At 72.5% G+C, this 23,016-nt stretch carries 25 protein-coding genes and 3 pseudogenes; 10 read left to right on the forward strand and 18 right to left on the reverse strand.

Annotation, left to right across the window (positions count from 1 at the left end; translation table 11 throughout):
* Positions 1 to 269 precede the first annotated feature (269 nt).
* Positions 270 to 698, forward strand: a pseudogene (locus LE181_RS32610) (helix-turn-helix transcriptional regulator); the annotation flags it as partial.
* 45 nt (positions 699 to 743) lie between these two features.
* On the opposite strand, the gene LE181_RS07060 reads toward LE181_RS32610, so the two are convergent.
* Entirely contained in the window at positions 744 to 2,195 is a 1,452-nt protein-coding gene (locus LE181_RS07060) for an MFS transporter (RefSeq protein ID WP_372458273.1), read from the reverse strand.
* A 167-nt stretch (positions 2,196 to 2,362) separates the two neighbouring features.
* On the opposite strand from LE181_RS07060, the gene LE181_RS07065 reads away from it, so the two are divergent.
* Positions 2,363 to 2,974, forward strand: coding sequence for a TetR/AcrR family transcriptional regulator (locus LE181_RS07065; RefSeq protein WP_225660293.1), 612 nt, complete (start codon positions 2,363 to 2,365; stop codon positions 2,972 to 2,974).
* Between the two features lie 13 nt (positions 2,975 to 2,987).
* Here the strand turns inward: LE181_RS07065 and LE181_RS07070 are convergent, their stop codons facing one another.
* The 10 genes and pseudogenes from LE181_RS07070 to LE181_RS07115 form a co-directional block, all read right to left on the reverse strand.
* Positions 2,988 to 3,896, reverse strand: coding sequence for an NmrA/HSCARG family protein (locus tag LE181_RS07070; protein ID WP_225660294.1), 909 nt, complete (start codon positions 3,894 to 3,896; stop codon positions 2,988 to 2,990).
* Entirely contained in the window at positions 3,889 to 4,518 is a 630-nt protein-coding gene (locus tag LE181_RS07075) for an antibiotic biosynthesis monooxygenase family protein (RefSeq protein ID WP_225660295.1), read from the reverse strand. Before LE181_RS07075 ends, LE181_RS07070 begins: the two co-directional genes overlap by 8 nt.
* On the reverse strand, positions 4,518 to 5,276 hold the full coding sequence (locus LE181_RS07080; protein ID WP_225660328.1) for an SDR family NAD(P)-dependent oxidoreductase: 759 nt from the start codon (positions 5,274 to 5,276) through the stop codon (positions 4,518 to 4,520). The genes LE181_RS07075 and LE181_RS07080 overlap by 1 nt, the downstream gene beginning before the upstream one ends.
* Positions 5,253 to 5,672, reverse strand: a pseudogene (locus LE181_RS07085) (SRPBCC family protein); the annotation flags it as partial. The pseudogene LE181_RS07085 and the gene LE181_RS07080, both read right to left, overlap by 24 nt.
* A gap of 44 nt (positions 5,673 to 5,716) precedes the next feature.
* Positions 5,717 to 5,971, reverse strand: coding sequence for an acyl carrier protein (locus tag LE181_RS07090; protein WP_225660296.1), 255 nt, complete (start codon positions 5,969 to 5,971; stop codon positions 5,717 to 5,719).
* Positions 5,972 to 6,021: 50 nt separating this feature from the next.
* Complete coding sequence (locus tag LE181_RS07095; RefSeq protein ID WP_225660297.1) at positions 6,022 to 7,251, reverse strand: beta-ketoacyl synthase N-terminal-like domain-containing protein; 1,230 nt, start codon at positions 7,249 to 7,251, stop codon at positions 6,022 to 6,024.
* The gene (locus LE181_RS07100) at positions 7,248 to 8,519 is read right to left on the reverse strand and encodes a beta-ketoacyl-[acyl-carrier-protein] synthase family protein (protein ID WP_225660298.1); all 1,272 of its coding nucleotides are present in this window, start codon (positions 8,517 to 8,519) and stop codon (positions 7,248 to 7,250) included. Before LE181_RS07100 ends, LE181_RS07095 begins: the two co-directional genes overlap by 4 nt.
* Positions 8,516 to 8,923, reverse strand: a complete 408-nt coding sequence (locus LE181_RS07105) for a cupin domain-containing protein (RefSeq protein WP_225660299.1) — start codon at positions 8,921 to 8,923, stop codon at positions 8,516 to 8,518. Before LE181_RS07105 ends, LE181_RS07100 begins: the two co-directional genes overlap by 4 nt.
* Positions 8,924 to 9,102: 179 nt before the next feature.
* On the reverse strand, positions 9,103 to 9,432 hold the full coding sequence (locus LE181_RS07110) for a TcmI family type II polyketide cyclase (RefSeq protein ID WP_225660300.1): 330 nt from the start codon (positions 9,430 to 9,432) through the stop codon (positions 9,103 to 9,105).
* Positions 9,429 to 10,700, reverse strand: coding sequence for a cytochrome P450 family protein (locus tag LE181_RS07115; protein ID WP_225660301.1), 1,272 nt, complete (start codon positions 10,698 to 10,700; stop codon positions 9,429 to 9,431). The genes LE181_RS07110 and LE181_RS07115 overlap by 4 nt, the downstream gene beginning before the upstream one ends.
* A gap of 299 nt (positions 10,701 to 10,999) precedes the next feature.
* Between LE181_RS07115 and LE181_RS07120 the strand changes: the two genes are divergently transcribed.
* From LE181_RS07120 to LE181_RS07130, 3 genes are read left to right on the forward strand one after another with little or no spacing between them, the layout of a single operon-like run.
* Positions 11,000 to 11,386, forward strand: coding sequence for a SchA/CurD-like domain-containing protein (locus LE181_RS07120; RefSeq protein ID WP_225660302.1), 387 nt, complete (start codon positions 11,000 to 11,002; stop codon positions 11,384 to 11,386).
* 26 nt (positions 11,387 to 11,412) lie between these two features.
* Positions 11,413 to 12,324 carry an NAD(P)-dependent oxidoreductase gene (locus tag LE181_RS07125; protein WP_225660303.1) on the forward strand — a complete coding sequence of 304 codons (912 nt, stop codon included), beginning with the start codon at positions 11,413 to 11,415 and terminating at the stop codon, positions 12,322 to 12,324.
* Positions 12,321 to 13,352, forward strand: a complete 1,032-nt coding sequence (locus LE181_RS07130; RefSeq protein WP_225660304.1) for a methyltransferase — start codon at positions 12,321 to 12,323, stop codon at positions 13,350 to 13,352. Before LE181_RS07125 ends, LE181_RS07130 begins: the two co-directional genes overlap by 4 nt.
* 81 nt (positions 13,353 to 13,433) lie before the next feature.
* Here the strand turns inward: LE181_RS07130 and LE181_RS07135 are convergent, their stop codons facing one another.
* The 3 genes from LE181_RS07135 to LE181_RS07145 all read right to left on the reverse strand — a co-directional run bounded on the left by LE181_RS07135 (position 13,434) and on the right by LE181_RS07145 (position 16,654).
* Positions 13,434 to 13,949, reverse strand: a complete 516-nt coding sequence (locus LE181_RS07135) for a DUF6314 family protein (protein ID WP_225660305.1) — start codon at positions 13,947 to 13,949, stop codon at positions 13,434 to 13,436.
* Positions 13,950 to 13,990: 41 nt separating this feature from the next.
* On the reverse strand, positions 13,991 to 15,223 hold the full coding sequence (locus LE181_RS07140; protein ID WP_225660306.1) for a GNAT family N-acetyltransferase: 1,233 nt from the start codon (positions 15,221 to 15,223) through the stop codon (positions 13,991 to 13,993).
* 108 nt (positions 15,224 to 15,331) lie between these two features.
* Positions 15,332 to 16,654 (reverse strand): cytochrome P450, encoded by a 1,323-nt coding sequence (locus LE181_RS07145; RefSeq protein WP_225660307.1) that lies wholly within the window; start codon positions 16,652 to 16,654, stop codon positions 15,332 to 15,334.
* Positions 16,655 to 16,912: 258 nt separating this feature from the next.
* Here LE181_RS07145 and LE181_RS07150 point away from each other — a divergent pair, with 258 nt between their 5' ends.
* On the forward strand, positions 16,913 to 17,902 hold the full coding sequence (locus tag LE181_RS07150; protein WP_225660309.1) for a phage baseplate protein: 990 nt from the start codon (positions 16,913 to 16,915) through the stop codon (positions 17,900 to 17,902).
* Positions 17,903 to 17,911: 9 nt separating this feature from the next.
* On the opposite strand, the gene LE181_RS07155 is transcribed toward LE181_RS07150, so the two are convergent.
* A complete protein-coding gene (locus tag LE181_RS07155; protein ID WP_225660310.1) occupies positions 17,912 to 18,766 on the reverse strand; it encodes a LysR family transcriptional regulator in 855 nt (284 codons plus the stop codon).
* An 80-nt stretch (positions 18,767 to 18,846) separates the two neighbouring features.
* Between LE181_RS07155 and LE181_RS07160 the strand changes: the two genes are divergently transcribed.
* The 3 genes from LE181_RS07160 (at position 18,847) to LE181_RS07170 (ending at position 21,068) form a co-directional block, all read left to right on the forward strand.
* On the forward strand, positions 18,847 to 19,341 hold the full coding sequence (locus LE181_RS07160; RefSeq protein ID WP_225660311.1) for a cupin domain-containing protein: 495 nt from the start codon (positions 18,847 to 18,849) through the stop codon (positions 19,339 to 19,341).
* A gap of 165 nt (positions 19,342 to 19,506) precedes the next feature.
* Complete coding sequence (locus LE181_RS07165; protein WP_225660312.1) at positions 19,507 to 19,926, forward strand: YciI family protein; 420 nt, start codon at positions 19,507 to 19,509, stop codon at positions 19,924 to 19,926.
* Positions 19,923 to 21,068 carry an RNA polymerase sigma factor gene (locus tag LE181_RS07170; RefSeq protein WP_225660313.1) on the forward strand — a complete coding sequence of 382 codons (1,146 nt, stop codon included), beginning with the start codon at positions 19,923 to 19,925 and terminating at the stop codon, positions 21,066 to 21,068. Before LE181_RS07165 ends, LE181_RS07170 begins: the two co-directional genes overlap by 4 nt.
* Positions 21,069 to 21,095: 27 nt before the next feature.
* Here LE181_RS07170 and LE181_RS07175 read toward each other — a convergent pair whose 3' ends face one another.
* A complete protein-coding gene (locus LE181_RS07175) occupies positions 21,096 to 21,503 on the reverse strand; it encodes a RidA family protein (protein WP_225660314.1) in 408 nt (135 codons plus the stop codon).
* Positions 21,504 to 21,646: 143 nt separating this feature from the next.
* On the opposite strand from LE181_RS07175, the gene LE181_RS07180 reads away from it, so the two are divergent.
* On the forward strand, positions 21,647 to 22,027 hold the full coding sequence (locus LE181_RS07180; protein WP_225660315.1) for a winged helix-turn-helix transcriptional regulator: 381 nt from the start codon (positions 21,647 to 21,649) through the stop codon (positions 22,025 to 22,027).
* Between the two features lie 156 nt (positions 22,028 to 22,183).
* Here LE181_RS07180 and LE181_RS32165 read toward each other — a convergent pair.
* Together LE181_RS32165 and LE181_RS32170 are read right to left on the reverse strand one after the other, a co-directional pair.
* Positions 22,184 to 22,327 (reverse strand): annotated as a pseudogene (locus tag LE181_RS32165) (lipase); the annotation flags it as partial.
* Entirely contained in the window at positions 22,261 to 23,001 is a 741-nt protein-coding gene (locus LE181_RS32170) for a TetR/AcrR family transcriptional regulator (RefSeq protein ID WP_308103094.1), read from the reverse strand. The pseudogene LE181_RS32165 and the gene LE181_RS32170, both read right to left, overlap by 67 nt.
* Positions 23,002 to 23,016 lie beyond the last annotated feature (15 nt).

A 23,016-nucleotide genomic window follows, 5' to 3' on the forward strand; every position in this document is an offset into this window, starting at 1 on the left:
CACTTACGGACTGCGTGTGAGGATATGTAGGTTGACATCGCCCGCACGGCACCTGCACTCCGACCGCACAGTCGCAACAGCACAGTCACGGGGGAACAGGAATGAAAGTGATCGTCATCGACGAGGAGCACATATCCAGGTCCGGACTCGTCTCCATCCTGCGGTCGGCCCCCGGGCTGTCCGTGGTCGGGGACTCCGCCACGAGCCGCGCCCTTCCGGGCATGGCCGAGACGCTGCGCCCCGACGTGGTGGTGCTGAACGTCAGCCGTATGAGCCCGCAGGCCGTCGCCGCGTTCCTGGCGCCCGGGATCTCCGAACTCGCCGAGCGGCTGGGGCTCGTCCTGCTGCACGCCGCCGGGGCGGCCGCCTCGACGCTGCACCGGTGCTGCCCGGCCGCGCGCGGTCTGCTCGCCTCGTGCGCGCCGACGACGGTGCTCGTCCACGCCGTCTCCCTGGTGGGCGGCGGGGGCGTCGCCGTCTACCCGGCCGCCCCCGTCGGCCGGCAGGGGGCCGCCCGCCCGGTCCCGCCGCCGGTCTCCGTCACGGGGCTGACCCCCCAGGAGCGGACCGCTCTGGTCCATCTGCCCCGGGGGCTGGGCAACGCCGAGATCGCGGAAGCCATGCACGTCTCGGAGGCCAGTGTGAAGAAGTACCTCTCGCAGGCCATGCGAAAGATCGGTGCCCGCAACCGCGTGGAGGCGGGCGTCTTCGCCGATCGCCATCTGACGGCCTCGTCGCACTCCTCAAAGGGCGGTCAGGGCGGCCTCGTCGACGTCCGCCGGCTTCATGGTGACCACGAAGACGGCGACGACGAGGGACGTGAGGCTGAGAGCCACAGCCACCAGGCCCACCCGGTCCATGCCCTGAACTAGCTCGGCCGGCCCGTGCACCCCTCCGGTCACGGCCGTGAACACGGCGACCAGGCCCGCCAGCCCCAGCGAACCACCCACCTGCTGGGTGACGTTGAGCACCCCCGACGCCGCCCCCGCGTCCTGTCCCGGCACCCGGGACAGGGCCAGGACGGTCAGCGGCGGGAACAGGCAGCCCATGGAGGCACCGAAGATCACGCCCGGCCCGAACACGCCCGTCAGATAGCCGGAGGACAGGGAGACCTGGGAGAGCCACAGGAAGCTGGTGGCCGACAGCAGGGCACCTGCGATGAGGAACGGCCGCGGCCCGGTCCTCCGGATGAACGCCGAGGACACCTGCGCGACGATGCCGATCGCCATGGCCACGGGGAAGAAGGCGAACCCGGCCCGCAACGCGCTGTACTCCAGCACCTCCTGAACGAACTGCGTCAGGAAGAAGAAGAACCCGATCACCGACGCACCCGTACAGGCCATGATGACCAGCGCCCCCGCCCGGTCGCGCACGGTGAACAGGCCCACCGGGGTGAGCGGGTGCCGCCGGCGCCGCTCCAGCAGCACGAACGCCGGGAGCAGCACCGCAGCGACGACGAACGCGACCGGCGCGGCCCAGGAGGAGGACCCGGTGTCCGACTCGGTGGTCGCCAGCCCGTAGACCAGCGCCGTCACTCCCAGGGCCGAGGTCAGGGCGCCGGCCACGTCGAAGGACTGGCGCTGCGGCGCGGAGCCGCGCAGGAACATCGGCGCGAGCAGGGCGACGGCCGCGCCGATGGGGATGTTGACGAAGAAGACCCAGCGCCACGACAGCCACGAGGTGAGGAGGCCGCCGGCCAGCAGGCCCACCGCGGCGCCCGCGCCGGAGACGGCCGCGAACGTACCCAGCGCCTTGTTGCGCGCCTCGCCCTCCTCGAAGTTGGAGCTGATCATCGCCAGCGCGGTGGGCGAGATGCCGGCCGCACAGGCACCCTGCAGGGCGCGGGCGGCGATCAGCCAGCCGGTGGAGGGCGCGAGACCGCACAGCAGGGAGGCCAGGACGAACAGCGTGCACGCGGCGATGAACACCCGCCGGCGGCCGAGCACGTCACCGGTGCGGCCACCGAGCAGCAGGAGCCCGCCGAACGCCAGGGTGTAGGCGTTCACCACCCAGGACAGGCCGACGGTGTCCATGTCCAGGGCGGTCTGCATGCTCGGCAGCGCGATGTTCACGATCGTCGCGTCCAGGACGACCATGATCTGCGCGGTGGCGATCAGCAGCAGGGCGATACCGGGCCGGTGCCGCCGGGACGCCTCGGGGGCGCTCTCGACGGGGGGCCGGGATACGGACGTCATTCGGGGGACCTCCAGGACCTCCAGCGAAACATAAGAGACGCAAGCGTCTCCTCAAGGAACGGTACCGTCTCTTGCGTTCCGCCGTTAGTCTTTTTCCGTGCTTCAGGGGCCCGGAGCCCTGACGGCCCGGCGGCCCCGGGCGCCCGTCCGCGAGAGGTGAGCGAGTGATGTCAGCCAGCACCGGCCGGACGGCCGCCGGGACCGGACGGCAGATACGGCGGTACGGCGCCGAACTCCAGGCGGCCATCTTCGAGGCCGTCGTCGGCCAGCTGTACGAACACGGCTACCAGGGCGTGACGATGGAGGGCGTGGCCGCGGCCGCGCAGACCGGCAAGGCGGTCCTCTACCGGCGGTGGGCCGGCAAGGACGACCTGGTGCTGGACGCGCTGCGGCACTTCGCGGGCGACCCCGGCAAGGCCCCCGACACCGGTTCGGTCCGCGACGACCTGGTCGACCTGCTGCAGCGCATGGCCGCCTCGACGACCACCCCCACGGGTTCCGCCGTGCGCATGCTGCTGGCCGGGACCCGGCAGGACCCCGGCTTCGTCCGCATGGTCCGCGAGAAGGTGCTGCGGCCGCGCACCGAACTCCTCGCCGAGGTGCTCGACCGCGCCGTCGCCCGGGGGCAGGCACGCCCGGGCGCGTCCTCGCCGCTCGTCGCCCGGACCGGCCCCGCGCTCGTCCTGCACCATCTGGCCAGCGAGGACGCCGTCATCTCGCGGGAGGAGATCGAACGGATCGTGGACGAGGTCCTCATGCCGCTGATCTCCCCCCGCTGAACGCGGCCGCCGGCTACGGGCGCACCGGCCCGCCCGGCCCGGCGTCCCCCGGCCACTCCCGGCCCCGGGCCCACTCCTCGAAGGAGTGCCAGCCCACCTCCGGGACCCGCCCGTGCAGCGCCGGTACGTCCACCCGGTAGCCCTCGGCCGCCAGCCACCGGAACATCGCGGCGAGGTCGGCGCCCAGCATCCGCGGGTCCGGTTCCAGCGGCCGGTAGGTGACGGGCCGACCGGTCACCCGGCCGAGCACCTCGGCCGCCCGCTCGCCGGTGAGCTCGTCACCCGCGATCTCGAACCGCTGCCCCAGCGACGACGCGGGATGCTCCACGACCCACCGCACGAACTGCCCGATGTCCTCCAGGCAGACCTGCTGCAGCGGCCGGTCCGGTGGCAGCGGCGAGGCCAGGACCCGGCCGCCGGTGGCCGCGAGCGACGGCCTGGGGTTCTCCATGAAGAACACCGGGGCCACGACGGTGAACGGCAGACCGCTCGACCGGAGCGCCTCCTCCAGCCGCCACTTGCTGTCGAAGTGCGGGACGCCGGTGTCGCGGTCGCAGGACGCCACCGAGGCCAGCACCGTGTGCGGCCGCCCCGCCGCCAGGATTCCCTCCAGCGCGGCCAGCCCCGCCCGTACCTCCTGCTCCGGGCCCCCGTCCAGGCCGGTGACCAGGAACACGGCCGTGCACCCCTTCGCCGCGGCCGCCACCGACGCGGGATCGGTCAGGTCGCCGCGGACCACCTCCACCCGGCGGGAGGCCAGGTACGTGGCGCGCGCGCTCTCCGGCGACCGGGTCATGCCCCGCACCCGGTGGCCGGCCCGGCGCAGCGCCTTGGTGACGGCGCCGCCCTGACGCCCCGTCGTCCCGGTCACCAGGACGACGGGTTCCTCCCCCGGGCCGGCGCCGGGCTCCCGGTCACTCATGGGAGTCCACGACCTCGAAGGTGCGGGCCGGTGCCGCGTCGTCCCGGTGCCGGCGCAACGGCGCGGTGGCGTCGTGGCGGCCGTCGGTCTCGAACGCCCGTAGCGCCTCCAGCCCGCTCCACCGGCTCAGCACGGCGTAACGCCGCGGGTGGTCGACGTCCCGCAGCAGGGCGTTGAACGACAGCCCCGGGGTGCCGGCCAGTTCTCCGCTGATGCCCCGGTAGGTGGCCAGGACGTCCTCGGCGTGCCCGGCGCTCGCGGGGACCAGCACGTACACCTCGGCGTCGGCGGGCCGTTCCGGGAGTGCCACGGCCCTGCGGACGGCGTAGGTGCGCATGGAGACGTCCTTGCGGAACGGCGCGAGCAGGCTGCGGTGACCCTGGTGGGCTTCGCTGCGCTCGAACGCGCGGAAGGACTCCTCGTCCTGCCAGTCGCTCACGATCTCGTAGCGTTCCGGGTCGCCGGCGTCGGCCACCAGCCACTGTCCGCGGTTGGCCGGCTGGGTGCGGACGTCGGCGGCGATCCTCGACCACGTCTGCTCGAACTCCGGCGCGGTGCCGGGGCGCAGGTGCAGGGAGACGACGGCGCGGAACGTGGCGGGCTGCTGCACGGAGTGTCCCATCAGATGCCTCCGTTGACGAGGAGTGTGGTGCCGCTGACGTAGCGCGCGGCGTCGCTGAGGAGGAAGAGCACGGGGCCGGCCACCTCCGCGGGTTCGCCGAGCCGGCCCAGCGAGGTGAGCTGCTCGTAGTGCTTGCGTTTCTCGGGTGTCATGCCGGAGGCCATGTCGGTCTCGATCAGGCCGGGCGCGACGAGGTTGACCCGGTGGCCCTGGGGGCCGAGTTCCTTGCAGAGGCTGCGGACGAGGCCGCTCAGCCCGGCCTTGGCGGCGGTGTAGTGGGCGCCGTACGGCATGCCGGCGGTGGCCACCGCCGAGCCGACGACGACGAGGGAGGCCCCGTCGGCGAGCAGCGGGAGGGTCTTCTGCAGCACCAGGTGGGCGCCGGTGAGGTTGGTGGCCAGTACGCGCTGCCACTCCTCCAGCGGCAGCCGGCCGTAGGGGTGGTGGCTGATCACCCCGGCGCTGACGACGACGCCGTCGAGCCCGCCGAGCCTCTCGCGGCACACGGCGACCGTCTCGTCGACGGCTGCGGGGTCGGCGGCGTCGCCCCGTACCGTGTGCGGGACCGGGTGGCCGGGGCCGAGCTCCTCGGCGAGCGTCGAGGCCGCGCGGGCGTCGCTGTGGTACCCGGCCACCACCCTGGCGCCCGCCCGGGCGGCGGCCAGGGTCACGGCCCGGCCGATGCCGCGGGTGCCCCCGGTCACCAGGATCCGGCGGCCGCGCAGGGGCAGCGGGGCCGTCGGCAGCGCACGGGCCATGCCTTCCACGCGGTCGCGGATGCGGTCCATCTGGACGGTGGTGTTGGTGTTGATGCGGCGTGTCATCGCCTCGTCGTCCAGGGGGGCGCCGGGCTTCATGGCGAAGTCCTGGCGCCAGGTCATGCGCACTCCGGAGCCGGTCTGCTCGTACGTCCAGTGGATGTCCATGTGGGCGAACGGGCCGGTCTCCACGCGCCGGGCCCGTACCGTGCGGGACGCCTCGTCGGTCGTCCGCTCGGACACCCACGACCAGCGGGTGCCGTTCTCGTCGGGGCGCATGGTCAGCCGGAACCGCACGGTGGCGCCGTCGCGTTCGAGGATCTCGACGCTCTCGTACTCGCTGAACAGCCAGGTCCAGGACTCCAGGTCGTTGGTCATCCGCCAGACGAGGTCCATGGGGGCGTCGATGACGACGCTGTTGAGGGTGTGGCCCACGTTGTTCACGAGACCTCCTGGGAGAGGGCGTCGAGTTCGCGGACGAATTCGTTGGGCGTGTGCACCCGGCCGAGGAAGTCGTCCGGCAGCTCGGTCCCGTGGCTGTTGCGCAGGACTGCCTCGACCTCCAGCAGCGCCAGGGAGTCCAGCCCCAGTTCCGCGAAGGGGGCGTCGCCCGCGTCGTCGCCGGCCTCCTGCAGTTCCGCGCCGCAGGTGGCCAGCACGCGCAGCAGTTCGTCGAGAGTGATCGGTGTCGCCATGGCGTGAAGGGGTCCTTCCGTGTTCTTCGGCGTTCTTTCCGCTTCCTGTGTCAGCGCGACAGCACGCAGGCCGAGACGAAACCCCCCTCTCCGCGGGCCAGGACGAGGACGTTCCGCAGCCGTGCCGGCCGGGTCCGCAGGACCAGGTCGAGGCGGTGGTGCGCGGCCGGCCGCCGTACTCCTGCGGTGGGCGGCAGGACCTGGTCGCGCAGCGCGAGCAGGGCGGCGGCCACGTCCAGGGCCGCGCCTCCGGCGTAGAGCCGGCCGGTCATGGTCTTGGGCGCCGTGACGGGGACGCCGTGGGGCCCGAAGACGTCGGCGAGTACCTGCGACTCGTCGGCGTCGGCCCCGGGCCGGGCGCTCGCGTCGGCGAACACCGCGTCGACGTGCGCCGGGGGCAGCCCCGCGTCGTCGAGGGCCAGGCGCACCACCCTGTCCAGCACGCGGCGGCCGGCGCCCTCCGGGGCGAACCCGGCGGCGTGGCCGGTCAGTCTCCCGTAGCGGTGGGGAGCCCCGCGTTCCCCCGCGGTACGCGGGTGCTCCAGTACGAACATCGCCCCGCCCTCGCCGGGGACCCAGCCGGCGGCCCGCTCGTCGAAAGGGAGGTAGGCGCGTGCGGGGTCCCGTGCCGGTGACAGCGTGCCAGCCGGGAGCTGGCAGGTGACGGCGTACGGGGACAGCGGCGCCTCGGTGCCGCCGGTGAGCACCGCGCGGTGCCCCTCCCGCAGCGCGCGCCGGGCCTGCGCCAGGGCGTCGAGGCCGCCGGCCTGCTCGGCCACGAGCACCGAGCAGGCGCCCTTGAAGCCGTGCCGGATGGACGCCTGGCCGGTGGTGGCCGCGTAGAACCAGCCGATGGACTGGTAGACGGACACCTGGCCGGGGCCCTGGTGCCACAGCTTCTGGATCTCCCGCTGGCCCAGTTCGTTGCCGCCGGAGGAGCTGGCCGTCATGACGGAGACCTCGTACGGGTCCCAGCCGGCCGCCCCGGCGTGCGCGTCGGCGAGGGCCCACTCGGCGGCGACCAGGCCCATACGGGTCCACCGGTCGGTCTCGGCCAGGACCCGGGCGGGCAGGTGGGGCGTGGCGTCGAAGCCGGTGACGTGCCCGGCGACGTGCAGGTCGTAGCCCTCGGTGTCGAAGCCGGTGAGCGGGCCGAGGCCGCTCCTGCCCTCCAGGGTGGCCCGCCAGTACTCCTCGGTGCCCGTGCCGTTGGGCGCGATGACGCCGATGCCGGTGAAGACGGCGTCGTCGTCGGTGGTGTCGACGGTGCGCGTGCTCATGCCGCCAGTGCCTCCGGGGTGGCCAGGACCATGGCGCTCTGGAACCCGCCGAACCCGCTGCCCACGCACAGCGCGGTGTCCACCCGCCGGCGGCGGGCGGTGAGCGGGACGTAGTCCAGGTCGCACTCGGGGTCGGGGGTGCGGAGGTTGGCCGTGGGCGGGACGAGGTCGTGCTCGATGGTCAGGGCGCAGGCCGCGATCTCGATGGCGCCGATCGCGCCGAGCGAGTGCCCGATCATGGACTTGATGGAGCTGACCGGCACCCGGTACGCGTGCTCGCCCAGCGACTTCTTGAAGGCCGCCGTCTCGTGACGGTCGTTCTGCCGGGTGCCGGAGCCGTGGGCGTTGACGTAGTCGACGGCCTCCGGGGCCAGCCCGGACTGCCGCAGCGCCACGCGGATGGCCTCGGCCATCTCCTCCCCGTCGGGTCGCAGGCCGGTCATGTGGAAGGCGTTGGACCGGCCGGCGCGGCCGGCGATCACGCAGTACGGCACGACGCCCCGGGCCCGGGCGTGTGCGAGCTCCTCCAGGACGAAGAAGGCCGCGCCCTCGCCGAGCACGAAGCCGTCCCGTTCCCGGTCGAAGGGGCGGGAGGCGGTGGCGGGGCTGTCGTTGCCGGGCGAGGTGGCCCGGATGGCGTCGAAGCAGGCGACGGTGATCGGCGAGATGGGTGCCTCGGTGGCCCCGGTCACCGCGGCGTCGGCTGTGCCGTCCTCGATGAGGGCGGCGGCGTGGGCGACGGCGTCGAGCCCGGAGGTGCAGCCGGTGGAGATCACTGCGGCGGGCCCCTCGGCGCCCGCGTACCGGGCCACCTCGGCGGCGAAGGAGCCCGGGACGAGCGCGTCGTAGAGGAAGGACACCGCCCGGGCCGGGTCGACGGCCCACCGTTCACCGCGCGAGCTGACGCGCACGTACTGCTCCTCCAGCGTGCAGGTGGCTCCCACGGCCGTGCCCACGCTCACCGTCGTCCGCTCCGGGGGCAGTTGGCCCGGGGCGAGGCCGGCGTCGTCGAGGGCCTCCCGCGCGCAGGCGAGGGCGAACTGCGCGGCGCGGTCGAGGCGCGTGCGCTCGTACGGGCCGAGGCCGGCGTCCTCCGGTACGAAGTCCGCCTCGGCCGCGATCCTCGACCGGAATCCCGACGGGTCGAAGTGCGTGATGCCGCGGGTCGCGGTCCGGCCCGAGGTGATGAGTTCCCAGAAGTCCTTCGTGCCGACTCCGCCGGGGGCGACGACCCCGATGCCGGTGACGGCCGCCAGTCGCCGCGTCACCCGGTCACCCCGGGGGCCGGCTCGGTGTCCACGTGGCCCAGCTCGGGGCGGGGGGCCAGCGGCGACAGGTGGAAGACCAGGAAGGCGTCGGTGTCCCCGGCGTTCTCCAGCCGGTGCCGGACGCCGATGGGGATGAACACCCCGTGTCCGGCGACCACCGTGTGCGGCACGTCGTCCAGACGGAACCGCACGGTGCCGCGCACCAGGTGGACGAACTCCTCGGAGTAGGGGTGGTAGTGCTCGGTGACGGCCTCGCCCGGCGCGAGGGTGAGCACCCCCATGAAGCCGGAGGTGGATCCGACGGTGCCGGGCGACAGGACCGTGCGCAGGTCACCTCCGCGGCGGCGGTTCGCCGGCACCTTTGAGGCGCTGATCACACAGGCGGCCGTGGGGCTGTCGGTCACGGTGCTTCTCCTTCGGTGCGTGGTGAGTGCCGGAGCGCCCGGGAGCGGGGGCCCCGCCCGGGGCGGGGCGCAGCGGAAGATCGTCGCCAGCAGCTCGGCGGCCGTGGCCATGTCGGCCAGGAGAGGCCGGCCGGTGGCGCGGGGCGCCCGGCGGTATGCGGGCGGGAAGCGGTGGGCGGTCACGGAGAGGGTGGCGCGTAGTGGTAGAAGTGGTGCGCCATCGCGTCCCGGGGCTCCTTCCAGTCCGGCAGGTAGGGCGTGATGTGGCGGGCCAGCCGCTCGTTGAGCGCGGCGAACTCCTCCGTGGCGCGCGCCCGGTCCAGCCGCGCGCCGACGTCGTCGCGCGTCTCCAGCAGGTGGAAGTAGAGCCCGTGGTACGAGAACAGGTCGCGGCGCAGGACGCCCACGCGGTCCGGCAGGGGCCCCCGGTCCGACTGTGCGAACAGGTCCCGGACGGCCGGCTCGTCACGGGGGTCCATCCGGGCCACGATCAGGGTGCGGTGCGTCATGCCGGTACCTCCGCGCCGTGTCCTCCCGGGCCGGCGGGCGCCGGGGGCGAGAGCCGGACCGGCAGGCTGCGCAGGCCGCGGAAGGCCAGGCCGCCGGGCAGGAAGTGGAGCTCGTCCCAGGTGACGTCGAGCGCGGGCGCGGGGAACCGGCGGAGAATTCCGTGCAGGGCTGCCCTTAGCTCCAGCCGGGCCAGCGAGGCGCCGATGCAGTAATGCCGTCCGTGGCCGAAGGAGAGGTGACCGGAATGGCCGCGTTCGGCGTCGAAGACCTCGGGGTCGGAGAACTGCCGGGGGTCACGGTTGGCCGCCGCGATGACGATGGTGACCATGGACCCGCGGGGAATGGTGACGTCCCCGATCTCGATGTCCTCCCGGGCGAAACGGAAGGTGGCCACTTCGGCGGATCCGTCGTAGCGGAGGCATTCCTCCACCACCGCGTCGACCTTTTCCGGGTGTTCGCGCAGGGCCTGGTACCGGCCGGGTTCCCGGAGCAGGGTGAGCATGCTGTTGGCTATCTGGAGTGCGGTGCTCTCGTGGCCCGCGAACATCAGCAGGAAGACGGTGGAGACGAGTTCGTCCTCGGTGAGGGAGTCTCCCTCGTCCCGCACGGCGATCAGTGCGTCCAGCAGTCCGTCGGCGGGCTCGTCCCGGCGCCGGGCGATCAGTGCGCGCAGGTAGGCGTTGAGCTGCTTCTGCGCCGCGCCGGCCGCCTCCCGGCCCTCCTCGGTGAAGCCGGCGGCGCCCAGCTTGGAGCTCCATTCGCGCAGGCTGCCGCGGTCCTCGGCCGGGATGCCCAGCAGCTCGCAGATGACGGAGACGGTCAGCGGGTAGCCGAACTCCTGGAGGAAGTCGGTGCGGCCGTGCGGGTCCAGGCCGTCGAGCAGCTCGTCCACCAGCTCCTCGATGCGGGGCCGCAGCCGCTCGACGCGGGGGGCCGTGAACGCCTTGGCGACCAGGCGGCGCAGCCGGGTGTGGTCGGGCGGGTCACAGTTGATCATGTTCTGGTCCAGCGCCATGGCGGATTCCTCGCTCTCCCCGAAGACCGCCAGGTAGAGATCGCCCGCCTGCCGCATGTCCTTGCTCAGCCGGTCGTCGGCCAGCGCCTCGCGGGCCTCCTTGTGCCGCGTGATCCACCACACTTCGGTGCCGTCCGGCCGTTTCACGCGGGTCACCGGGGACTTCTCCCGCAGCGGCCCGTAGACGGAATAGGGGTCCGCGTCGAATTCGGGAGTGAACATTCCGGATTCTGGGACGTCGGTCTGGCTCACGGTGCTCCCTCGGTTTCGGTGCCCGGACCGCCCGCGAAGGCGTCCGGGCGGCGTCCGGTGCACGCCTCGACCCGGGCAAGGTATTCGGCCGCCCGGCGGCGCTTCAAGGCACCGACCGGATAGTCCGCAAGGGCCGCACGGGCGCGACGGGATATCCCCGCGGATAACCGCCCTACCCGGTCGAGTAATTCGCCGGGAAATCCTTGACCGGCCCGCCGGGCCCCCGGCAGGGTTGGCCGGGATTTTCCTTCCGCGGCACACCGGAACGTGCCGATCCCGTACCGGAATCGAGGATTTCCATGACGGACGCGAGCCCGAAATTCGCGGCGGTGACCTGGAACGTGAGGCCCGGCACCGAGGAGGAGGTGGCGGAGATTCTGCGGACGGGCGGCCGGCCCGACTCCTTCGACATCACCCGGCCCGACGGCAGCCCGGCCGGCCGCCTGCTGGCCACCGCCATCTTCATGCGGGGCAACCAGATCGTGCGCGTCGTGCAGTACGAGGGCGAACTGGAGGCGCTCATGCGGCACATGGCGACCCAGCCGGCCGTGCAGAAAGTCGAGGCGCTCCTCGACCCGTTCCTGGAGAAGCCCCGGCCCACCGAGAGCCGGGAGGGTTTCCGGCAGTTCTTCCTCGACAGCTCCATGCGGTGCCTCCAGGTCCGGTACGCGGACCGGCCGCTGTGACCGGGCCGGGGAAGGAGAACACAGCGGTGGAGAAGAGCATCGCCTGTCTGGGGGCCGGCGTCATGGGATCGGCCATGGCGGAGCGGCTCCTGTCCCAGGGGTACGCGGTCACCGTGAGCAACCGCACCGCCGGCAAGGCCCGTGTGACCTCCGGCGACCGCTCCGCGACCGTGGCCCCCACTCCCGCGGCGGCGGTGGCCGACCACCGGACCGTCCTGCTCGCCCTCAGCGACGACGAGGCGGAGGAGTCCGTGCTCTTCGGCCCGGGCGGAGCGGCCGAGGCCATGAAGCCGGGCACGTACGTGATCGACACCTCGACCGTCTCGCCGCCCTACGCCCGCTCGTCGGGCCGGCGGCTGCGGGAGCGGGGCGTGCACCGGGTGGAGGCGTGCCTGATCGGCAACGCCGAGCACGCCCGCACGGGTCAGCTGCGCATCCTGGCGGCCGGCGAGCCGGAGGACGTGCAGCGGGCCCAGGAGGTCCTCGGCCTGCTGTCGAAGTCGCTGCTGCGGCTCGGCGGCACCGGAGAGGCGGCGGCGGTGAAGCTGGCGTTCAACTCGCTGCTGGGCGCCCAGCTCGTCGCGGTCGCCGAGGCCGTGCACTACGCGGAGCGCGTGGGCGTCGACCCCGCCACGATGCTCACCGCCATCGCCGAGAGCGGCTACTCCTCCCCTGCCCTGTCCTTCCGCTGCCGCCTGATGCGCGACGGCGCCTACGACCCGCCCGCCTTCCGCACCGCTCTTATGGCCAAGGATCTGAGGATGATGGCGGAGGAGACCCGGGACGCCGGGGTCCGCGCGCCGCTGCTGGACGTCGCGGCGAGCCGGTTCGCGGACATGGGCCGGGACGGGCGCGGCGAGCTGGACGCGGCGGCCGTCCTCGAACAGCAGCGGGGCGACGGCACCCTCGTCCCGTACGTCCCCCGGGAGCCCTCGTGACCACCAATCCCGCACCGCCGGCGGGGCCGGCGGGCATCATGGCCATCGCCACCGCCTTCAGCCGGGCCCGTGCCCTGCACGCGGCCGTCGAGCTGGACCTGTTCACCGTGCTCGACGCCGGGGGCCTCACGGCGCAGGAGCTGCACGCCCGCTGCGGGCTCCATCCGCGCGGTGCCGCCGACTTCCTCGACCTGCTCACCGTGCTCGGGCTGCTGGAACGTGACGGCGACCGTTACCGCAACGGGCCGGCCGCCACCGAGTACCTCGTCCGGAGCCGGCCCCGCTATCTGGGCGACCTGGTCCGGCTCCAGTCCGAGGACCTCTACCCGCGCTGGCTGCACCTGGCCGAGGCGCTGCGGGACGGCAGGCCCCGCTCCGGCGGCCCGGGCCAGGACGAGATCTTCGGCGAGGAGTACCACTCCGAGCGGGCCCGCTGGTTCCACGACGCGATGGACGGCGCCAGCAGCTCCGTCCTGCGGGAACTGCCCCGCCTGCTGCCGTGGCAGGACGTCAAGCACGTGGTGGACCTCGGCGGCGCCCGGGGCACGGTGGCCGCCGGGCTCGTCCGGGCGCACCCGCACCTCACCGCCACGGTGTTCGACCTGCCGCAGCTTGAGCCGCTGTTCGACGAGCACATGCGGCGGCTGGGCACGGCCGCCGGCGCCGCCTTCCGGGCGGGTGACTTCTTCCGCGACCCGCTGCCCGCCTGCGACTGCGTCGTGATCGGCCACGTCCTGCACAACTGGGGCGCCGCGGAACGCGTGCTGCTCCTCGCCCGCGCGTACGAGGCGTTGCGCCCCGGCGGGTACCTGCTGGTGTACGACCCGATGATCGACGACGGGCGGACGACCGCGCCCCAGCTGGTGCTCAGCCTGAACATGCTGATGATGACCCCGACCGGCTCGGAGTACACGCGGAGCGCCTGCCGGGAGTGGGCTGTGGAGGCCGGTTTCGAGGACATCGCCATGAGCGTCGTCCCGGCCAGCGGGGACACGGTCCTGACGGCACGGAAGCCGCCTGCCGTCTAGTGCTGTGAGAGCGGTCCGCGACGGCCTGCCGGCACCATCGGCATCTCCCGGGCGTCGCGGACCGCCCGGGGGCCCCGTTCGTCAGACCGTCGGTGTGGCCCGGGACGCAGGGCTCACCCTTCGGTAGACGCTGCGTTGCAGGTGGTCCTTGGACGGGCCGGTCGTGCGCCAGTGCACCGTCCATGCGTCGTGGGAGACGGCGGTGAACATCCCTTCGTAGCGGTCGGCCGCGCAGGGGTGGGAGACGGTCCAGCTTCCGGTGCGCAGATCCAGGTCGTGGAAGAACCGGCCGTCGGCGAAGGTGACGTCGCAGGTGCCGTCCGCCCTGGGCAGGAGCACGAGCGTACGGCCGGCCCGGCCCGTCGTGCCGTCCCAGCACAGCTCGCCGTTCTCCGTGTGCAGCAGCCGGCCGTCTCCCGACGCCTCGAACACCGCCGTGCCGCGGAAGGAGCCGCCGGCTTCCGACGCGAGGTCGGACAAGGCGCGCTCGACGGTCCACTCCCCTGCCAGGTAGGCCGCCACATCGGAGACGGGGTACGCGTCCGGCTTGCCGGAAAGGTCCGGAAGGCCGGGAGGGGGCGGGGCGGGAGAGTGCACCCCCTCATTATCCCCGCCCGCTCCCAGCCGCTGTGACGCGATCAGAACCAGTGCAGGCAGTGCGGGGGGCGGTCGGCGCGGAAGAGGGCGTCAGCGAGGGTGGCCGCGCCCGGGCGGTGGGCCCGGATGTGTCCGGCACGCACGAGCGTGCTGGGGGCGGTCCCGCCGAGGTAGACCGAGCCCAGGTCGCTCACGTCCAGGGACAGGTCGGGCTCCCGGTCCGTCGGAACGCAGTCGGCCTTGCCGTCCCGGACGGTCAGCAGGTAGCGGCCGTGCTCGCCGAGGAACGGGTCGTCGACGTCAAGGACGAGCTCGCCGTCCGTGAACCAGCCGCGCGCGGTCAGCGCACGCGGGACGTCCAGCAGCCGCGCCCAGAGCCAGTCGGTGTCCTCGCTCACCTCGCCGGCGCGGAAGTCCGCAAGCTGCCAGCGCAGCGGGTGCCCGGGCGGGACGTGCTTGAACACGACCTGAGTGACCAGGTCGTGTCCGAGCACGAACCGGGCCAGGGCCGTGAAGACGGCGTCGTCGGTGGCGATCACTTCGTCGACCGTCAGGGTGCCGGACTCGACCGAGTAGCTGGCGTACCCGTCCGGGGCGCCGTCGGCGTCCCGGTGGACGGCGGCGTAGCGCGGCGTCGGCGCGATCGGGGGCTGCCCCGCGCGCACGGCCCACCAGCGGTGCGGCCGGGACAGTGCGCCGGGCTGGGCGCGGCGGTACCGGTCGTAGACCTCTTCCAGGATCCCGCCGCACTCGGCACTGCGCAGCACCTCGACCGAGCCGGTGTCCGCACCGGTCGCCGGTGCGCCGGCGGTGCCGCGCGCCCGTGGGAGGGCGAGGGCGGCCCGGTGGCGCGGCACCGTCAGCCGCGCCGTGTAGGTCGCCGGTCCGTAGCCGAACCTGCGGTAGATCAGGGCCTCGGAGGCCAGCAGGACGGAGAGGAACTCCCCTCGGGCCCGCAGCTCGGTGAGCTGATGCCGCATCATCGCGCTGAGCACGCCCTGGCGTCGGTGCGAGGGCAGGACGCCGACGACGCTCACCCCGGCGGCCGGGACGAGGATCTCACCGGGCAGGGTGAGCTCGAAGGAGTACGCACCGGCGGTGCCGACGGGCCGCCCGTCCGCCGCAATGGCGAGCAGGTTGCGGTCCATTTCGAGCGCCGACCACCAGACCCCGCCGCCGCCCTCGGCCGGGGTTTCCGGGAAGCGCCCGAACGCGGCATGAAGAGTGTCGACGAAGACGTCGAAGTCCTGGTCGGTCGTGGGACGGATTTCCATTGCTGCCGCTGCCTCCCCGGTTGCCGGCACCACCACTCGTGGCCCCGCCACAGTGCAGCGTCGCCCGTCCGGCCAGGTCAAACGAATTACGGCCGGGCTCACGGCCACCTACTCGGGGAGCCGTGGACTCACCATCATGCGGATGCCGTCGGCCGCCCAGAGCACGAACCGTTCGACGGGGATCACCTCGTGGCCCGGCGCCGGCCGGAACCGGAAGCGTTTCAGCAGCACCGCCAGCACCAACTCGGCCTCCACCATGGCCAGGCCGGCGCCCTCGCAGCTGCGCGGCCCGACCCCGAAGGGGATGTAGGCCAGCTTCGGCCGCTCGGCCACCGCTTCCGGAGTGAATCGCTCGGGCAGAAACCTGTCCGGCCGGGGCCAGTAGGCGGGGTTCATGTGTACGGCCCGGATCGGATAGAAGATCGTTGCTCCGGCCGGGACCTCGTAACCGCCCAGGGCGAGGGCCTCGGTCGTCTCCCGCGCGCCGTAGGGGCCGGGCGGGTAGAGCCGCATCGACTCCTTGAGGACCATCCCCAGGTACGCGAGTCGCCGCAGATCGGCGTACCCGGGCGCCGGCCGGTCACCCAGCACGCGGTCCAGTTCGCCGGCGACGCGTTCGGCCACCTCGGGATGCCGTCCGAGCAGGTGCAGGGCCCATGAGACGGCCACCCCGGTCGTGTGGTGGGCGGCCAGCATCGTCACCATGACGGTGTCGCGGATCCGGGCCGGGTCCTCACCGGCCTCGACGAGCGTGCCGATCAGATCGCTTCTGTCCGTACGACCGCCGGAGCGAGGGGCCGCCACCACTCGGCCGACCGTCGCGCGCAGATGGGCCAGGGCCTCCTGTGCCCGCCCGGTGCGCTCCTCCGGTGGGCCGGTGTCCTGCACGTGATAGAGCCGGCCCAGGTGTTCGGTGAGCACTTCCTCGAAAGCGGCGACCACACCGTCGGGGTCGGCGACCTGCCCTCCCAGCGCGTACTCGCAGATCATGCGCAGGGACAGCTCGGTGAGGTCCTGCTGCAGCTCCACGGGCTCGTCGTCGCGCTGCCCGGCCCAGCGGTCGGCGAGCTCGGTCGTCAGCGCCGTGAACCGTGCGAAGTGCCGCTCGTGGGAAGGCCGCCCGGCCAGCACCGACAGCAGCAGACGCCGCCATGGGGCATGCTCACCGGCCGGCATCACCTGCAGGTTCCCGGTTTCGAAGAAGGGAGCCAGGAACGCGAACAGCTTCTCCGGGCGCTTGTCGATGTGCGCCGTGGCCTCCAGCAGCACGGGATCCGCCACCGACACGGCAACGTCCGTGCCCGGCAGCTGGAACCGCACGACGGGACCGTACTCGGCGTGCAGCTGCAACTGGTAGTGGTGCAGCCCGCCCGCTGCCGTCACGGCGCCGACCCCACCGTCCGCCCGGGGTGCGGGACCAGGGATGTTCATGGCCGTTCCTCCTCGCCGGACAACGAGCACTGCACCATGCGTACCATCGGCCGGCGCACGGACGCACCAGGGCGGAGCGAGCACCGTCGGCCGGGGCAATCGGGCAATGTGCGTGTAACCGGTCCTCCGCTGCCCCTGGGACGTGCGGTGAGCGGGGCCATGTCGTAGGGTCCCTCCCACTCGCCCCTCCGGCACCACCTCTGACCTGGGCTGCGGGAGGACCGTGCCCCACCGGCCGCCGCGCTCTGAAGGAGACACATGACCCGCACCGCTGGCCCGAGCCGCCGCTCCCTGCTCCGCGCCGGTTCCGGACTGGGCCTGGCCGCGCTCGGCCTGGGCACGGCCGCGTACCCCGCCTCCGCGGCCGTCCCCGCCTCGCAGCGCTTCGACCTGACCCAGCCGTCCACCGACCTGTACCGCGGCAAGCCGCTGCACGACGTGACGGTTCAGCAGGGATTCGCCTTCGACAACGTCAACCGGCGCCTGTTCGTGGCACAGCGGCGCAACGGGACGGCGGAAGCGGCCGGAGACCTGTGCATCACCCAGCTGGACTTCTCGGGCACCTACGTCGGACACATGCACCTGACCGGCTTCGGCCACGGCGTCGCCTTCGGCGCGCAGGGCGTGGGCAGCTCCACCTACCTGTGGACGGAGGTGGACTCCGACGGCGGCTACGGCCGGCGCCTCGCCCGCTTCAGGTTCACCAGTGGCACGACGCTGTCGAACACGTCCTCCGCGCTGGTCACGTACACGCCCGTCGCCGCCGCCTCCGAGCACACCTGCTCCATCGACCCGGTGAACAACCGCCTCGTCGTCCGCTACCACCTCAGCGACGGCAAGCACATAGCCGTCTACGACCTCGCCGCCGCCACGAACGGCGACTTCAGCAACCCGCTGGCCGACTTCAAGCAGCCGACGCTGCCCACACTGTCGTCCAAGTTCCAGGGATACGCCGCCTACGGCCAGTACCTCTACGTCATGACGGGCGAGGACTACGAGACCAACGGCAAGGATGCCGACGGCAACTGGATCGTCGATTCCGAGATCACCAGCATCGACATGAACACCGGCACCATCAAGCAGGGTCCCGTCCTGACCAAGGCCGGTTCGACCCTCGATTTCCGCGAGCCGGAGGGCCTGGCCGTCTACCAGACGGTCGCCGGCGACGTCCGTCTCTTCCTCGGCTTCGCCTCGGGCGACCCGGGCGACCGCCGCTCCAACCTCTTCTACAAGGACGTTCTGGTCTGACGCCACCGCTCAGGTGCGGTGGGCGGCGATCGCGATCCGGAGGAACGAGCGGATCAGTGGACGGGTGTCGCCCGCGTTCCATGCCACCACCACAGGGCTCGGCGGCATGTCGATCAGCGGCACCACCGTGAGTCCCTCTCCCGGCTCGTGGCCCAGGGGAGTCATGCCGATCGTGCCGTTCCAGAGCACGGCCTGCCGGCATTCCTGGAGTGCGCGCACCACCGGGCCCTCGCGAGGCTCCCCGCCGTTCCAGTACGACTGCCAGAGGGGATCGGTGCCCTCCGGGAACCGGAACCAGCGGCGGTGGGCCAGGTCGGCCAGCTTCAGGCTGTCACGGCGGGCCAGCGGATCGTCGGCGCGCAGCAGGGCTCCCACGGGGTCGGCGCGCAGCTCGTGCACGGTCAGGCCGGTCTCGTCGAACGGCCCGCGGGTCAGGGCGACGTCGACCGCGTCGGCGTGCAGCCCGCAGGTGGGGTCGGTCAGCCCGGCATCGCGGATGCGCACCTCGACCCGTGGATGCTGCCGGCGGTAGGCGTGGGCGAGTTGTGCTGCGCTCGGGTCGGTGCCGTCGCCCAGGATGCCGACGGTGAGGGTCGCGGTGCCGGCTGCCGCCGCGGCCACGCGCACGCGTGCCCGTTCGGCCTGGTCGAGCAGGGCGCGCGCCTCATCGAGCAGTACCGCTCCCACTGACGTGAGGGTCACACCGGCAGGCGACCGGTCGAACAGCGGAGCGCCGGCCTCGGTCTCCAGCTGCCTGATCGCCCGGCTCAGGGGTGGCTGGCTCATGTGCAGCCGGGCGGCGGCCCGGCCGAAGTGGAGTTCCTCGGCGACGGCCACGAAATAGCGCAGCAGACGTAGCTCCATAGTGCGACGATACTCGTACGGTATCGGCGTCATGGAACAGGTCTTGGACGGCCTCGGTGCCCGGGCTGTGGAATCGCAGCATGTCCGATGAACCGAAGACCAGCCGACCCACCGCCGACCCCACCCTATCGGTGGTCGGTCCGGGCGACGGGGAGAACATCCTCCTGGGCACCACGCGCATGCGGGTCCTCGAAGACGGCAGCAACACCGGGCATCGCCTCGGGCTCACCGAGTCCGTCCTCGCCCCGGATACCCCCGGACCGCCGCAGCACCGTCACGCCCGGCACGACGAGGGCTTCTACGTCATCTCCGGCACGGTGAGGTTCACGGTCGGGGACAGGGACCACGACGCGACCGCGGGCACGCTGGTGATGGTCCCGCTCGGAGCCCCGCACACGTTCGCCAACGTGACCGATCAACCGGCCGTCATGCTCAGCATTCTCACACCGGACCTGTACGTGCAGTACTTCCGGGACCTGCAGGACATGATGGCCGGCGACAAGGCGCTGACCCCGCAGGCGAACATCCGGACGATGAGCCGCTATGCCACCGAACCCGCCACCGACTTCGCCTGATCCGAGCGCCCCCTGGACACCGTCCGTCGTCAGGCGACACGCACCCGCTCCCGGCGCCGTTCGTTGGACAGGAAAAAATCGGACGGCGATGTCGAGAACCTGTGACCGGCTCCGTCCCCGCCATGAACGCGACCACACCGGGTCGCACCAGCGAGGAGAAACACGATGGCCAAGTACTTGCTGCTCAAGCACTACCGCGGCGCCCCGGCCCCGGTCAACGACGTGCCGATGGACCAGTGGACGCCGGAGGAGATCTCGGCGCACATGCAGTACATGAACGACTTCGCGGCCCGGCTGGAGAAGACCGGCGAATTCGTCGACGGTCAGGCGCTCGCCCCCGAGGGAGCGTGGGTCCGTTACGACGGTGAGGGGCGCCCGCCGGTCACCGACGGCCCGTTCGCGGAGACCAAGGACCTCATCGCCGGCTGGATGGTGATCGACGTCGACAGCTACGAACGCGCCGTCGAGCTGGCCGGGGAACTGTCGGCCGCCCCCGGGGCGGGTGGCAAGCCGATACACGAGTGGCTGGAGGTGCGCCCGTTCCTGACCGCGTCGCCCACCGTCACGGAGTGCCCTCATCGATGAACGAGGCCCTGCTCCGCAGCCTCACGCCGAGCGTGCTCGCCATCCTCGTCCGCCGCGGAGCCGACTTCGCGGCGGCCGAGGAAGCCGTGCAGGACGCGCTGGTCGAGGCGGTCCGCGTCTGGCCCGCCGACCCGCCGCGGGATCCGAAGGGCTGGCTGGTCACCGTGGCCTGGCGCCGGTTCCTCGACGCGATGCGGGCGGATGCCGCCCGCCGCCGGCGTGAGGACCTCGTCGCGGAGGAGCCGGCGCCCGGGCCCGCACCCGCGGTGGACGACACGCTCCAGCTCTACTTCCTGTGCGCCCATCCGTCGCTGACGCCGACGTCCGCAGTCGCGCTCACGCTGCGCGCCGTCGGCGGGCTCACCACCCGCCAGATCGCCCGGGCCTACCTGGTGCCCGAGGCGACCATGGCGCAGCGGATCAGCCGGGCCAAGCGCACGGTCTCCGGCGTGCGGTTCGACCAGCCCGGCGACGTGGCCACCGTGCTGCGCGTCCTCTACCTGGTCTTCAACGAGGGTTACTCCGGCGACGTCGACCTCGCCGCGGAGGCCATCCGGCTCACCCGGCAGCTCGCGGCCCGGGTCGACCACCCCGAGGTGGCGGGTCTGCTCGCTCTCATGCTGCTCCACCACGCCCGGCGCGCTGCCCGGACCGCCCCCGACGGCAGCCTGGTGCCGCTCGCCGCGCAGGACCGCGCCCGGTGGGACACCGACGTGATCGCCGAGGGCGTCGCGATTCTGCAGGCGGCCCTCGCCCGCGACCGGCTGGGCGAGTTCCAGGCCCAGGCCGCCATCGCAGCCCTCCACGCCGACGCGCCCACCGCCGAGGAGACCGACTGGGTGCAGATCGTCGAGTGGTACGACGAGCTCACGCGCCTGACCGACAACCCCGTCGTCCGGCTCAACCGCGCCGTGGCCGTCGGCGAGGCCGACGGACCGCGCGCGGGACTGGCGGCACTCGCGGCACTGGACGCCTCACTGCCCCGCCACGCCGCGGTGGCGGCGTACCTCCACGAGCGCGACGGCGACCTGGCGACGGCGGCACGGCTGTACGCCGAGGCGGCCCACAAGGCATCCAACCTCGCCGAGCGCGACCACCTGACACGCCAGGCCGCCCGGCTCAACGCCCGCCGAGGACACTGACGGGTCGCGCTCGGATCTCCCCGCGGTTCAGTCGAGGATTGCGACGGCTTCGATCTCCACGAGATGGTCGGGGACGTCCAGTGCCGCAACGCCCAGCAGCGTGGCCGGCGGGACCGGGGTGACCCCGAGATTCGCGGACGCCCGACGGATCCCCTCCAGGAGCCGGGGCATCTTGTCGGGCGTCCAGTCGACGACGTGGACGGTCAGTTTCGCCACGTCGTCGAACGAGCCGCCGACCTCGGCCAAGGCGGTGGCGATGTTGATGTAGCACTGCTCGACCTGCGCGGCGAGGTCGCCTTCGCCGACCGTCAGCCCCTTGGCATCCCAGGCGACCTGCCCGGCGATGAAGACCAGCTTCGTCCCCGTCGCGATCGACACCTGCCGGTAGACATCGACCGTGGGCAATCCGCTCGGGTTCACCAGTGTGATGGCCATGTTGCCCGCCTCCTTGTCACGGGAGCCCGCGGGCTCGCCCGTCCCCGGACCAGGACACCCCTGGTCTCTTGTGGTTACTGAGGAACCGTAGGAGACTGGCCGCTGACGTGGAAGAACGCACTTTTCAGTGACTGAGGAACCTCATGGTGACCAAGCAGTTCACGGGCTCGCCCGACGAAGCGGACCTCAGGCGCGCGGACTCTCTGGCGCGCGAGATCTTCTCTGACGTCGCCAACAAATGGGCGCTTCTGATCATCGAAGCCCTGGGTGAGCACACCCTGCGCTTCAGCGAGCTGCGAAACGAGATCGAGGGCATCAGCCACAAGATGCTCACCCAGAACCTGCGCATGCTCGAACGCAACGGTCTGGTCGAGCGGACGGTGCACCCCGTGGTGCCGCCGCGGGTCGAGTACGCCCTCACCGGTCCGGGCCAGGCCCTGCGGGTGACGATCGACGGACTGTGCGACTGGACCCACCGGTACCTCGGCCACATCGAGACCTCCCGCCACCGCTTCGACGCGTGACGGACCGATTGCGTCGCCAGGGGCCGCCAACTGGTGTTCTCGGTACCCCGCCGGTGTGTCCAAGCGCTCCAGTCAGCCGGTGAGCGCCCCCAGGCCGACGTCCGCGAACCGCTTGCCCATCCGCCGGTAGCCGGCCGCGTTCGGGTGCACGCCGTGGCCGTGCACCGCCGGGGCGAAGGTGCGCCGGCGGAACGATGCGGTGCTGACGATGTTGATGCCCACCTTGACGCTGATCAGGTCGGCCGGGGTGTCCCGGATGGTGCGCGCGACGTAGGGGTCGAGCATCGCGTTCCCGGCCACCTCTGGCCGGGCCGGGTGAGGGCGAGTGCCGCGTCGAGAAGTGCGGAGGTCAGGGCGGGGAGTTGGCCGGGGGATTCGGACAGCAGGAACAGCCAGGCGAAGACGGGGCCGACCAGCAGGGCGTTGAGGACGGCCGGGTCGGGGCGGTCGGCGAGTTCGCCGCGTGCGGTCGCGCGGTCCAGGATCTCCGTGAGGGTCTGGCGCTGGGCCCCGAGGTACTTCTCGTCGAACCGGTCACGCAGCGCGGGGTCGGCGTGGATGTCGGCCAGCAGTCCCGGGACCGTCCCCTGCGGCGGAACGGCCATGCTGTCGGCGATCTCGGCGAGCACGGCGGCCAGGTCTGCGCGGAGCGATCCGCAGTCGGGTGCCACGGCCAGGAACCGGTCCGGCAGAAGCACTTCAAAGATCATCTCTTGCTTGGTGGCGTGACGCCGGTAGATCGCCGCCTTGCCCACGCCGGCTCGCGCCGCGACCTCGGCCATCGTGAGCCGTGCGTATCCCACCTCGGTCAGCAACTCGCGAACGGCGGAGGCGATGGCGTCGTCGACGCGGCTGTCCCGGGGGCGGCCCCCCGGGTTTCTGGGTTGCTCTCGTGCAGGCATGGGTGCATCATACGAAACCAAGGGTATCGAAACTCTTGGTTCCGAAACTCTGGGTGAAGCCGCGGCCCGCATCCCAACAGCGGCTCC

Source organism: Streptomyces sichuanensis, from assembly GCF_020328095.1.
GTDB classification, from domain to species: domain Bacteria; phylum Actinomycetota; class Actinomycetes; order Streptomycetales; family Streptomycetaceae; genus Streptomyces; species Streptomyces cinnamoneus.

Bases quoted from the DNA above. Each gene is read 5' to 3' on its own strand.
- LE181_RS07060 (WP_372458273.1), bottom strand. From the start codon at position 2,195: ATGACGTCCGTATCCCGGCCCCCCGTCGAGAGCGCCCCCGAGGCGTCC.
- LE181_RS07065 (WP_225660293.1), top strand. From the start codon at position 2,363: ATGTCAGCCAGCACCGGCCGGACGGCCGCCGGGACCGGACGGCAGATA.
- LE181_RS07070 (WP_225660294.1), bottom strand. From the start codon at position 3,896: ATGAGTGACCGGGAGCCCGGCGCCGGCCCGGGGGAGGAACCCGTCGTC.
- LE181_RS07075 (WP_225660295.1), bottom strand. From the start codon at position 4,518: ATGGGACACTCCGTGCAGCAGCCCGCCACGTTCCGCGCCGTCGTCTCC.
- LE181_RS07080 (WP_225660328.1), bottom strand. From the start codon at position 5,276: ATGGCCCGTGCGCTGCCGACGGCCCCGCTGCCCCTGCGCGGCCGCCGG.
- LE181_RS07090 (WP_225660296.1), bottom strand. From the start codon at position 5,971: ATGGCGACACCGATCACTCTCGACGAACTGCTGCGCGTGCTGGCCACC.
- LE181_RS07095 (WP_225660297.1), bottom strand. From the start codon at position 7,251: ATGAGCACGCGCACCGTCGACACCACCGACGACGACGCCGTCTTCACC.
- LE181_RS07110 (WP_225660300.1), bottom strand. From the start codon at position 9,432: ATGACGCACCGCACCCTGATCGTGGCCCGGATGGACCCCCGTGACGAG.
- LE181_RS07120 (WP_225660302.1), top strand. From the start codon at position 11,000: ATGACGGACGCGAGCCCGAAATTCGCGGCGGTGACCTGGAACGTGAGG.
- LE181_RS07140 (WP_225660306.1), bottom strand. From the start codon at position 15,223: ATGGAAATCCGTCCCACGACCGACCAGGACTTCGACGTCTTCGTCGAC.
- LE181_RS07145 (WP_225660307.1), bottom strand. From the start codon at position 16,654: ATGAACATCCCTGGTCCCGCACCCCGGGCGGACGGTGGGGTCGGCGCC.
- LE181_RS07150 (WP_225660309.1), top strand. From the start codon at position 16,913: ATGACCCGCACCGCTGGCCCGAGCCGCCGCTCCCTGCTCCGCGCCGGT.
- LE181_RS07155 (WP_225660310.1), bottom strand. From the start codon at position 18,766: ATGGAGCTACGTCTGCTGCGCTATTTCGTGGCCGTCGCCGAGGAACTC.
- LE181_RS07160 (WP_225660311.1), top strand. From the start codon at position 18,847: ATGTCCGATGAACCGAAGACCAGCCGACCCACCGCCGACCCCACCCTA.
- LE181_RS07165 (WP_225660312.1), top strand. From the start codon at position 19,507: ATGGCCAAGTACTTGCTGCTCAAGCACTACCGCGGCGCCCCGGCCCCG.
- LE181_RS07170 (WP_225660313.1), top strand. From the start codon at position 19,923: ATGAACGAGGCCCTGCTCCGCAGCCTCACGCCGAGCGTGCTCGCCATC.
- LE181_RS07175 (WP_225660314.1), bottom strand. From the start codon at position 21,503: ATGGCCATCACACTGGTGAACCCGAGCGGATTGCCCACGGTCGATGTC.
- LE181_RS07180 (WP_225660315.1), top strand. From the start codon at position 21,647: ATGGTGACCAAGCAGTTCACGGGCTCGCCCGACGAAGCGGACCTCAGG.
- LE181_RS32170 (WP_308103094.1), bottom strand. From the start codon at position 23,001: ATGCGGGCCGCGGCTTCACCCAGAGTTTCGGAACCAAGAGTTTCGATA.